Source organism: Brevundimonas sp. (assembly GCF_016463485.1).
GTDB lineage: Bacteria > Pseudomonadota > Alphaproteobacteria > Caulobacterales > Caulobacteraceae > Brevundimonas.
In genome coordinates this window covers 1-9518 of sequence record NZ_JAEMRD010000124.1, presented here as the reverse complement: position 1 = coordinate 9518, position 9518 = coordinate 1, and the positions used below count along the sequence as shown (strand labels likewise).

General features: G+C 66.5%; 14 protein-coding genes and 1 pseudogene. 12 read left to right on the top strand and 3 right to left on the bottom strand.

What is annotated here, in order from left to right; translation table 11 throughout:
* Positions 1 to 427: pseudogene (locus tag JHC99_RS14705) on the bottom strand (hypothetical protein); the annotation flags it as partial.
* A gap of 226 nt (positions 428 to 653) precedes the next feature.
* Between JHC99_RS14705 and JHC99_RS14700 the strand changes: the two are divergent.
* Positions 654 to 1319 (top strand): cell cycle transcriptional regulator TrcR, encoded by a 666-nt coding sequence (locus JHC99_RS14700; protein ID WP_292155166.1) that lies wholly within the window; start codon positions 654 to 656, stop codon positions 1317 to 1319.
* A 68-nt stretch (positions 1320 to 1387) separates the two neighbouring features.
* Here JHC99_RS14700 and JHC99_RS14695 read toward each other — a convergent pair whose 3' ends face one another.
* Positions 1388 to 1561, bottom strand: a complete 174-nt coding sequence (locus tag JHC99_RS14695; protein WP_292155165.1) for a DUF465 domain-containing protein — start codon at positions 1559 to 1561, stop codon at positions 1388 to 1390.
* 125 nt (positions 1562 to 1686) lie between these two features.
* Here JHC99_RS14695 and JHC99_RS14690 point away from each other — a divergent pair, with 125 nt between their 5' ends.
* The 9 genes from JHC99_RS14690 (at position 1687) to JHC99_RS14650 (ending at position 7863) form a co-directional block, all read left to right on the top strand.
* Positions 1687 to 2304, top strand: a complete 618-nt coding sequence (locus JHC99_RS14690; RefSeq protein WP_292155164.1) for a UbiX family flavin prenyltransferase — start codon at positions 1687 to 1689, stop codon at positions 2302 to 2304.
* Positions 2301 to 2774, top strand: a complete 474-nt coding sequence (locus JHC99_RS14685; protein ID WP_292155163.1) for a TIGR02444 family protein — start codon at positions 2301 to 2303, stop codon at positions 2772 to 2774. Before JHC99_RS14690 ends, JHC99_RS14685 begins: the two co-directional genes overlap by 4 nt.
* 39 nt (positions 2775 to 2813) lie before the next feature.
* Positions 2814 to 3038 carry a DUF465 domain-containing protein gene (locus JHC99_RS14680; RefSeq protein WP_292155162.1) on the top strand — a complete coding sequence of 75 codons (225 nt, stop codon included), beginning with the start codon at positions 2814 to 2816 and terminating at the stop codon, positions 3036 to 3038.
* A 53-nt stretch (positions 3039 to 3091) separates the two neighbouring features.
* A complete protein-coding gene (locus JHC99_RS14675; RefSeq protein WP_292155161.1) occupies positions 3092 to 3352 on the top strand; it encodes a type II toxin-antitoxin system Phd/YefM family antitoxin in 261 nt (86 codons plus the stop codon).
* Complete coding sequence (locus JHC99_RS14670) at positions 3349 to 3786, top strand: type II toxin-antitoxin system VapC family toxin (protein ID WP_292155160.1); 438 nt, start codon at positions 3349 to 3351, stop codon at positions 3784 to 3786. The genes JHC99_RS14675 and JHC99_RS14670 overlap by 4 nt, the downstream gene beginning before the upstream one ends.
* 8 nt (positions 3787 to 3794) lie before the next feature.
* Positions 3795 to 6140 (top strand): ribonuclease R, encoded by a 2346-nt coding sequence (gene rnr, locus JHC99_RS14665; protein WP_292155159.1) that lies wholly within the window; start codon positions 3795 to 3797, stop codon positions 6138 to 6140.
* A gap of 107 nt (positions 6141 to 6247) precedes the next feature.
* On the top strand, positions 6248 to 6661 hold the full coding sequence (locus JHC99_RS14660; RefSeq protein WP_292155158.1) for a hypothetical protein: 414 nt from the start codon (positions 6248 to 6250) through the stop codon (positions 6659 to 6661).
* A 64-nt stretch (positions 6662 to 6725) separates the two neighbouring features.
* Complete coding sequence (locus tag JHC99_RS14655; protein WP_292155157.1) at positions 6726 to 7442, top strand: NUDIX domain-containing protein; 717 nt, start codon at positions 6726 to 6728, stop codon at positions 7440 to 7442.
* A gap of 4 nt (positions 7443 to 7446) precedes the next feature.
* Positions 7447 to 7863, top strand: a complete 417-nt coding sequence (locus tag JHC99_RS14650; protein ID WP_292155156.1) for a DUF5990 family protein — start codon at positions 7447 to 7449, stop codon at positions 7861 to 7863.
* Here the strand turns inward: JHC99_RS14650 and JHC99_RS14645 are convergent.
* On the bottom strand, positions 7853 to 8413 hold the full coding sequence (locus JHC99_RS14645; RefSeq protein ID WP_292155155.1) for a hypothetical protein: 561 nt from the start codon (positions 8411 to 8413) through the stop codon (positions 7853 to 7855). The genes JHC99_RS14650 and JHC99_RS14645 overlap by 11 nt on opposite strands.
* A 127-nt stretch (positions 8414 to 8540) precedes the next feature.
* Here JHC99_RS14645 and rpmG point away from each other — a divergent pair, with 127 nt between their 5' ends.
* Complete coding sequence (gene rpmG, locus JHC99_RS14640; RefSeq protein ID WP_131252530.1) at positions 8541 to 8708, top strand: 50S ribosomal protein L33; 168 nt, start codon at positions 8541 to 8543, stop codon at positions 8706 to 8708.
* A 170-nt stretch (positions 8709 to 8878) separates the two neighbouring features.
* Positions 8879 to 9518, top strand: a 640-nt coding sequence (locus tag JHC99_RS14635; RefSeq protein ID WP_292155154.1) for a type I glyceraldehyde-3-phosphate dehydrogenase, incomplete at its 3' end; no start/stop codon positions are given.

The following is a 9518-nucleotide window of genomic DNA, read 5'->3' as shown; positions in this document are numbered from 1 at the left end:
CGCCGTTGTTGCCACCACCGTTGTTGCCGCCCCAGCCGCCGCCGTTGTTGCCACCACCGTTGTTGCCGCCCCAGCCGCCGCCGTTGTTGCCACCGCCGTTGTTGCCGCCACCACCGGGGCGCCCGCCGCCGCCGTTGTTGCTGCCCCGCTCATAGTCTCCACGGAAGCTGCCGCAGACCAGCAGACCGTCGATGTTGCCGATTTCGTTGTTGGCGCAGCGGGCCAGTTCGATCGAGGTGCCGCGCAGATTGCCGCGCGTATCCTGGCAATCGGCATACAGGCGACCCTGATTGACGTACTCGCCCGAACAGGTCTGGGCATAGCTGCCGCGCGGTGCAACCCGCTGTTCGCCGCCTTCAGGCGCCGCGAACTGCTGGGGTGCCAGCAGGGCCATGGCGGCAGCCGCCGCACTCATTTGAATCAACATCGCGTTCCCTCCAGAACAATCCCTAAAGACGCACAATGCGCCTGGACGACCAGTGTTCATCCCCGAACATGAACCTGTGCTGTATGTCCGATTCAGGCGGCTGACGGTCAACGTTTTCTTTTCTGACGAAACGGCCTATATCCCGATCATCGCGCCCGGCCGAAAGGTCGGGCGCCGTCGTATCCAGCGCCCGCGAACGGGCCGAAATTCACCGGGACAAACGCCCATGACCGACATCCTCATGCCCAAGGCCACTGCGGTCTGGATGGTGGACAACACATCTCTGACGTTCGAGCAGATCGCCGCCTTCTGTGGCCTGCATCCGCTCGAGGTGCGCGGCATCGCGGACGGCGACGTGGCCCGCGACATTCGCGGCGTCGATCCGATCACGGGCGGCCAGCTGACCCGCGAGGAGCTCGACAAGGCCCAGGACAATGCCGACTACCGCATGAAGGCGATCGTCAGCCGCCACGCCGAACTCCTCAAGGCCCACAAGGCACCGCCGAAGTACACGCCGGTCTCGCGCCGCCAGGACCGCCCGGACGCCATCGCCTGGTTCGTGCGCAATCACCCCGAGGTGACCGACGCCCAGATCGCCAAACTGCTGGGCACCACCAAGTCCACGATCGAGAGCGTGCGCAACCGCACCCACTGGAACAGCCCCCAGATCAAGCCGGTCGATCCGGTGACCCTGGGCCTCGTCGGCCAGCTGGCGCTCGACGATCTGGTCTCCAAGGCCGCCGCCAAGAAGAACAAGGACGACGCCAAGAAGGGCGGCGACACGATCCAGCCGGTCGAGGCCGAACCCGCAGAGCCCGAGTTCGTCCCCGAAGCCGCAGAGCGCCGCACCGCCGAACCGACGGCCGCTTCGGTGTTCGGTACGCGCAACTAGTCCGAAAACGGCAACGGCCCCGGTGTCTCCACCGGGGCCGTCCATTCATTCAACGCGAGTGGGCCCGGCTAACCTGCCCGGGCCTCGAGACTGGTGATTTCTTCCTTGAGCCGGAGCTTCCTTCGCTTCAGCTCCCTGACCTGCAACGGATCCACAGCCGGGCGGTGCACCTCCCGCTGGATGGTCTCATCCAGCTGACGGTGACGGTTTCCCAGTTCGCGGATACGAGCTTCGATGGTCATGGCTTGCGCCTCCATGTCTAAGGGACCAGGTAGTGAGCGCCCGGAACGCCGGTCTGTGGAATCACGAGTCCGTGACGACAACAGGGTGTTAACGGGCTCCGGACCGGGACAGGCTGAGCGCCAATATGGACCATGATGTGAACGGAGCCGTACGGAACCTTCCGCCCCGCCTTGTCGTGGGAATTTCCGGTGCGTCCGGCGTGACTTACGGCGTCCGGGTGCTGGATGCGCTGAACGATCTGGGCGTCGAGAGCCACCTGGTCGTCACCCGTGCGGCCCTGCTGACCCTGTCCCAGGAAACCGATCTGACCCCTGACGATCTCATGGGCCGCGCCACCGTGTCGCACCGGTTGAACGACGTCGGCGCGACCATTGCCTCGGGTTCTTTCCGGTCGCTGGGCATGATCGTGGCACCATGCTCTGTACGGACCATGAGCGAGATCGCCACCGGCGTGACCTCGACCCTACTGACCCGTTCCGCCGATGTGGTGCTGAAGGAGCGGCGGCCGTTGGTGCTGATGGTGCGCGAGACGCCTCTGCATCTGGGTCATCTGCGGACCATGACGGCCCTGGCCGAGATGGGCGCAGTCATCGCGCCGCCCGTTCCCGCCTTCTATGCCAACCCGACGTCGATCGCCGAGATGGTGGATCAGTCGGTGGGCCGCGCCCTGGACCTGTTCGGCCTGGACTGGTCGGCCGTGCGTCGCTGGGGCGGGCTGAAGGGCCCGGCTGACGCCGGATGAGCGATCAGGGCCTGTGGGAATGGGCCGTCGCGGCCTATGCGACACCGGGCGTCGCAGCGGCTTGCCTTCAGCTTCAGGACGTCAACGCCCAGAACGTGCCCCTGCTGCTCTGGGCCGCCTGGTGCGCCAAGTCGGCTAGACGCCCGGACGCAGACGCCCTGGAAGCCGCCTGCGACACCGCCCGGGCCTGGGAGCACGCCGCGATCGTTCCTCTCCGCAAGGTTCGCACGACCCTGAAGGCCCAGATCCTTGACATGAATGCCGAGGCCCGGTTGGCGCTGCGCGAGCAAGTCAAGGTCGTGGAACTGGCGGCGGAGCGCGGGCTGCTGGCCGATCTGGAAGCCCTCTCGCCTTCGATCGCCGGCACCGTTCGGCCCGCCCTCGACGGCATGGCCGAGGTCGCGCGCGTCTGGGACCGCGTGGTGCCGCGCCAGGCGTTGATAGCGCTCGCCGAACGCCTTCCGGCCTGACGCTGCCTCGGCTATGATCGCGCGAGTCAGGGCCTGCGCATGAACGACGACGAACCTTTCCTGTCCGAAGAAGAGCTGGCGCTTCACGCGGAGGTCAAGCTGCTGCGCCAGGAGCACGCCGATCTCGACGCCTCCATCGAGGCGCTGAACCACATGCCGATCCCCGACCAGCTGATGATCGCCCGGCTGAAACGCAAGAAACTGCTGCTCCGCGACGAGATCGTGAAGATCGAGAGCCGCATCCTGCCCGACATCATCGCCTGACTGGTGAAACGCGGAAAAATGGCTATAGTTATAGCCATAATCGGAGAGTAGTCATGGCCAGCTACGGAGTTGCCGAAGCCAAGAACAACTTCACCCAACTTCTGGATCGGGTTGAAGCGGGCGAAAGCATCACGATCACCCGCCACGGCAAACCAGTTGCCGAGTTGAAAGCAGCAGCCCGGGAAAGGCCTGTGTCGTCCATCGAGGAGCGAGGCGCAGCCATGGATCGGCTGAGGGCCGTCGCGGAGTCGCAGCCACGGATCGACATCTCAGCCGTAGACCTGATCCGGCAGATGCGTGACGAGGGCTTTTGAGCGACTATCTGGACGCCAGCGCCCTGGTCTCGGTCTTGCTCGGCGAGCCGACCAGCCGCGCGGTCAGAGCGCATCTTCAGCTCGGGTCAGCTGAACCCATCATCAGCAGCTTCGGCGTCGGCGAATGCTCCGCCGCGATTGCCGGCCTGGTGATGATGAATCGCAAGACCGAAGATGAAGCCGTCGCCTTGCTGATTGCGCTCGATGAATGGGTGGCAACCAGTGCGACCGTGGCTCCGATCCGCGACGGCGACATCACCGAAGGCAACCGCTTCGTCCGTCGCTTCGATCTGAAACTCAGGCTGCCCGACGCCATCCACGTGGCGACCGCCCGGCGAATGAATGCCCGGCTGATAACACTCGATCGCCGAATGGCGGCAGCGGCGGACGCCCTCGGCGTCGCCTGCATCAATCCCGCCGAGACCTCGGCATGAAAGACTGAATGGCCAAGGCACCTAAACGTCCCGCATCGGGCCTCCCTGACAAAGAGACCCTGCTGACCTTCCTGCGAGAAGCCGGAGAGGCGGACAAGTCCGACCTTGCCCGCGCCTTCGGGCTGAAGGGCAATGAGCGCCGACTGTTGCGCGAGATGATCCGTGAGCTGGAGGCCGAGGGCAAGCTCGGCAAGCGGGGCAGGAAGGGCTTTTCCGAGACCGGTTCCCTGCCCCCCGTCGGCGTGGTCGATGTGGTCGAGCGGGACGCCGACGGCGAGATGTACGTCCGGCTGGTCGAGGCTTCCAAGGACGCGCCACGCGCCCTGCTGGTCCCCGACAAGACCGGCAAGGCCGGGCCGGCTCCGGGCATGGGCGACCGGCTGCTGGTCAAGTTCGAGCGGGCCGCCGAGGGCTGGGAAGCCCGGATGGTCAAGAAGCTGGACGGCGACAACAACCGCGTCCTGGGCGTGATCCGCAAATCCAACCGCGAGACCCGCGTCGAGCCCGTCGACCGCCGCTCCAAGGATGTCCTGATCATCCCGCAACTGCTCGCCGAAGACCTGCGTGACGGTGACCTGGTGCTGGCCGCCATCGAGAAATCCGAACAGCGGTATGGCCCGAAGCGCGGGAAAATTCTGGAACACATCGGCAAGGAGGACGACCCCCGCGCCGCCTCCCTGATCGCCATCCACGCCCACGGCGTCCCGACGGGTTTCTCCGACACGGTCGAGAAGGAGGCGGAGACCCAGGACCTGCCGACGCTCAAGGGGCGCGATGACCTGCGCGACATCCCCTTCGTCACCATCGACCCGGCCGACGCCCGCGACCACGACGACGCCGTCTACGCTCAGCGCGATGAAGACGAGAAGAACCCCGGCGGCTGGATCGTCTGGGTCGCCATCGCCGACGTCGCCGCCTATGTCCGCCCCGGCACGGCGCTTGACCGCGAGGCCCGCGCCAAGGGCAACTCGACCTATTTTCCCGACCGGGTCGAGCCGATGCTGCCCGAGCGGCTGTCGAACGGACTGTGCAGTCTGAAGGAGGGCGAGAACCGCGCGACGCTGGCCGTGCGCATGGTGTTCGACGCCCAAGGCAAGAAGATCGGCCACAAATTCCATCGCGGCCTGATGCGCAGCCACGCCAAGCTTTCCTATGAGCAGGCGCAATCGGCCATCGACGGCGTCGAGAACGGCGGCGGGACCGACGACACCACCGGCCCGATCATGGAGGCGATCCTCTATCCCCTGTGGAACGCCTATCACACGATGCTGAAGGGCCGCCTGAAGCGCAGCCCCTTACAGATCGAGAGCGCCGAGCGCCGCATTCTGATGGCCCCGGACGGCGGCATCGCCGCCATCGTGCCGAGGAAGTCGCTGGAGGCCCACCGGCTGATCGAGGAGATGATGGTCCAGGCCAACGTCTGCGCCGCCGAGACGCTTGAAGCGAAGAAGACGCCGCTGATTTTCCGCGTCCACGAGACGCCTAGTCAGGAGAAGGTCTTCAACCTGGCCGACTTCCTGACCACCATCGGCAAGACCTGGAACAAGGGCGAGGCCCCGACCACCAAACGGTTCAACAAGCTGCTGGACGAGACCCGGGACACCCCCCACGCCGAGGTCGTCAACGAGGTGGTGCTGCGCTCGCAGATGCAGGCCCACTATTCGCCGGACAACCTGGGCCATTTCGGCCTGAACCTGGACCGCTACGCCCACTTCACCTCGCCGATCCGGCGCTACTCCGACCTGATCGTCCACCGCGGCCTGATCCGTGCGCTGAACCTCGGCAAGGACGGGCTCACGGACCAGGAGATCGCCGAGCTTCAGTCGATCGCCGAACAGGTCACCCTGACGGAGCGCCGCTCGATGGCCGCCGAGCGCGACGCCATGGACCGTTATGTCGCCGCCTTCCTGGAGGACCGGGTCGGCGCGACCTTTACCGGCCGTATCACCGGCGTAACCCGCTTCGGCCTGTTCATCCGTCTGGACGAGACCGGGGCCGACGGCCTGGTGCCCGTGTCCTCTCTCGGCAACGAGTATTTCACCCACGACGACCGCGCCCACGCCCTGGTCGGGGAGCGATCGGGCCAGCGGTTCACCCTGGGCCGAATGGTCGAGGTCAAGCTGAAGGAGGCCACGCCGATCACCGGCGGCCTGCTGTTCGAGATGCTCAGCGATCCCGAACCCCGCGACCCGAACGCAGCCGCACCCCGCCTCGGCGTCCGCGCCCGCGATCGCGGCCCCGGCGGCGCGTCCTTCCCCAAACGCGGCAAGGCCCGGCCGGGCGGCCCCAAGCCGCCGTCGGGTGGCCGGCCGTCTGGCGGGCTGAAAGGGGTCAGGAAAGGCAAACGGCGGTAATCGTCACCGAGTTCGCTCGTACGTCTGCGAACGGAGGCAATGGGTCGCGCTTTCGAAAGCGGTTCGTGCGCGTTAGCCCGGCATAGTTCCTCCAAGGCGGCTTCATCATGCGTTCTTTCACCATCCTCCCCGTGCTCGGCCTCCTCGCCATGACTGCATGCGGCGAGGTCGATGTTCAGAAGGCGGGCCGCAACGCCGCGCTGGCCGCTCTGGAGGCCAGCAACCCCGAGGTCGTCCAGGGCATCCGCGCCGCCCAGACCCTGAAACAGGTGGCCGCCACCTGCGGATGGCAGGATGTCGATGCCGCCGGCCTCGCCAGGACGGCGGTCAGTGGGATCGAGGAGCCACCGCTCCGCGCCGCCGCATCCAGCCTCGTCGAGGACCTGATCGTCTCGAACGCTTCGTCGCCGCAGGATGCACCCGCCGTTTCCCCTGGCGAATGTTCGCCGGAAGTTCGGCAGGCGCTTCAGAACCAGATCGCCGCAATCGCTCAAGGGTCCTCGGAGGACGCGGGCGGTTGACCGGGATCGGTCCGCGCCAAACACCACTCTTGGGACGAGCGCGAAAACGGGTTAGCTGAAACGGGTGAAAACCGCAGCCCAACCGTTCGACGCCGCCCAGGACCTGCGCGATGCACCTCGCATTGCCGGACCCCGCCTGCGCCCCAAGGATGCCGCGACCCTGATCCTGTTTCGAGGCACCGCAGACGCGCCCGAAGTGCTGATGGGCCGTCGCGCTCAGGGCCATGTCTTCATGGCCTCCAAATGGGTCTTCCCCGGCGGTCGTATCGACCGGTCGGATTTCACCGCCGCCTCGGCCACCGACCCGTCGGCCGAGGCCCTCACCCGGCTTCAGCGCGAGGTCCCCGCCCGTCGCGCCCGAGCCCTGACCCTGACCGCTGTGCGCGAGACCTTCGAAGAGACGGGCCTTATGCTGGCGGAGCCTGCACCGCCCGCCACCGTCGCCGGACCGTGGCGAGAGTTCCGGGCCGTGGGTGCCCTGCCCGACCTCACCGCCCTCAGCTATGTAGGGCGGGCCATCACGCCGCCTGGCCGAACGCGCCGTTTCGACGCGCGCTTCTTCATGGCCGACGTCTCAGCCCTGCTGGCCCCCGAGCCGACGGCCGGGTCGGGGGAACTGGACGAGATTGCCTGGTTGCCGTTGGCCGAGGCGCTGGCCCTGCCCCTGCCCGCCATCACCCGGCTGATCCTGGGCGAGGCGGCCGAGCGGCGCGCGAAACCCGATCGGATCCCGCCCTTCGTCCGGATGGTGAAGGGTCAGCACGTCATCACCCGGGAATAGGCCGATGCCTGCCGAGATCACCCTGCGCCTGACCACCGCCGACCCGGTCGCGGGGCTGCACTACAGCCTGCAGGATCAGAAATCCGCTCCGGCGGACGCTCGATTCTCGACCGGCGCGCCCCTGACCTTCGATGTGCCGGTCAAGCTGTCGGACGACGGCCGCCTGAGCGGACCGTTCGTGCGTCGCGAGGGACCGACACGGCGGTTCGTCTATATCGCCATCGGTGGCCAGGCAGGCGATGGCCAGACCTGCGTCTCGCGCCGGGCCAAGATCGACGTCCACGACATCCCTGCCGACCTGCTGGCCCTGGCTCGATCGGGCGCAGTCCTGGGCGTCACCCTGCCGGGGCGGGCGAAGGACGGCGGCCCGGCCTGCGCCACAGTGCGGCCTCTGACGCCCTGGGCCGTGGTCAGTCCCTGATGGGCTTGGTCAGGTCGAACTCGACCCGGAAATGCCGGTTGGCACGGCGCAGTTCATAGGCGAACGTCTGGCCCGGACGCACCTCAACCGCCCAGACATTGGTCGTCGAGACCGAAGCGTCCCAGGCGTTGAACAGTTCGATCGACCACGCGTCGACCGGGAAGTCCTGCCGTTCGGCGGTCCCCGGCGCGGTCGTCATCCCGCCGTACCAGTGCAGACCGTCGGGCTTGCCGTCGGTCCCGCGATGGTCATGCTTGAGTCTCAGGGCGTCGCCCGTCCGCGTGATGACCCACGTCCGCGAGCGGTCCTCACCCACGGCGAAAGGGATGCGGATTTCGTCGGCGGAACAGTCCCGTACGTGCATCGTCAATCTCTGGCTGGCGAAGTCGGTGTCGGCGGCGTCGGTCGTCACCACCCGCCCCTCGAACCTCTGTCCGCAGAGGGTCGTAAGGTTGGCGAAGAAGCCGTCGCGCGTCGACGTCTGGGCGCTTGCCAGGCTCGGCACCATGAGGGCCAGGATGGCGACGGCCAGGGTGATCGCGTTTTTCATCCGCCCAGACTGGGCCACGAACCGGCCCGGTTCAATGCTTCGCCACGCCCGTTGACTTCCGGGCGTTCCTGAGTATGTTCCGCCGCTCTCATTTTTAGCGGCTTTCGCCGTCGCATAGGTAGCACCGATGGCCAAGCCAGCTTCAATCAAGATTCGCCTGAACTCGACCGCCGACACCGGCTTCTTCTACGTCACCAAGAAGAACGCCCGTACCAAGACCGAGAAGATGGTCGTCAACAAGTACGACCCGGTCATCCGCAAGCACGTCGAATTCAAGGAAGGCAAGATCAAGTAGGATCTCGCCTAGCGCCCGAACTTGACGCCCGGTTGGTTCTCCAGCCGGGCGTTTTGCTGTCTGGCGACACAATCCATCACGTCTTGTTACGCTTGCGGGGTTGATCCCGGCGCGCGCCCGCTCCATTGAAGCGCCCAACGAAAAAATCCCAACTTCAGGAGCACCTGCCCATGACCGTCCGCGTCGCCATCAACGGCTTTGGCCGCATCGGCCGTCTCGTCCTGCGCTCGATCGTCGAGCATGGCCGCACGGACATCGAAGTGGTGGCAATCAACGACCTGGGCCCGGTGGAGACCAACGCCCATCTGTTCCGCTTCGACTCGGTCCACGGCCGCTTCCCCGGCACGGTGACGACGGGCGAGGACTGGATCGACGTCGGCACCGGCAAGATCAAGGTCACGGCCGAGCGCGATCCCGCCAAACTGCCCCACGCCGAACTGAACGTGGACATCGCCTTTGAATGCACCGGCATCTTCACGACCAAGGAAAAGGCCTCGGCTCACCTGACCGCCGGCGCCAAGCGCGTCCTGGTCTCGGCCCCCTGCGACGGCGCCGACAAGACCATCGTCTACAAGGTCAACCATGAGACCCTGACCGCCGACGACATCATCGTCTCCAACGGCTCCTGCACCACCAACGCCCTGGCCCCGGTGGCCAAGGTGCTGCACGACCTGTTCGGCATCGAGCGCGGCTATATGACCACCATCCACGCCTACACCGGCGACCAGCCGACGCTGGATACGATGCACAAGGACCTGTACCGCGCCCGCGCCGCCGCCCTGTCGATGATCCCGACCTCGACCGGCGCCG